Below are 452 nucleotides of genomic sequence, written 5' to 3'. Positions count from 1 at the left end.
CCGTCTCGTGGATCACGAGCACGAAGCCGAACGTGACGATGAGCTGGTCGAGGTCCGAGTCGACCCGCTCGTACAGCCGGCGGATCGCCGAGAGCTCGATCGCGGCGCCGACGACGCGCGTCTCGTCCCAGCCGGCGGCCGGAACCGACTCGATGAAGCCGAACTCGGGCTCGGCGTCGAAGTTCTCGTTCTCGGGGACGTACCCCTCGTACTCGGCCGGGACCGGCGACGGCTCGCCGGACTCGGTGACGGCGACGGCGTTGAGGTTGAACCCGCCCACGTCGCCGCTGAAGCCGTCGTCGCCGCTCTCGTAGTCGAGCTCGATCGCGACCTCGTTGTCGCCCGCGTCGAGCTCGACCTCGGTCGTGAACACCTGCCAGTCGTCCCAGTAGTCGGTGAAGTCGGGCTCGATGGTCTCGCGCGCGTCGTTGACGCGCAGCGTCGCCCGGGGC

Annotated in this window: 1 protein-coding gene; it reads right to left on the bottom strand. The window is 69.5% G+C overall.

Features of this window, described 5'->3' with window-relative positions; all coding sequences use genetic code 11:
• Positions 1 to 452: hypothetical protein (locus D3D02_RS19770; RefSeq protein WP_233560737.1), on the bottom strand; the 452-nt coding region annotated here is incomplete at both ends.

Source organism: Halobellus sp. Atlit-38R, from assembly GCF_003665925.1.
Lineage (GTDB): Archaea > Halobacteriota > Halobacteria > Halobacteriales > Haloferacaceae > Haloquadratum > Haloquadratum inordinatus.
This window is presented reverse-complemented; position numbering and strand designations above follow the sequence as displayed.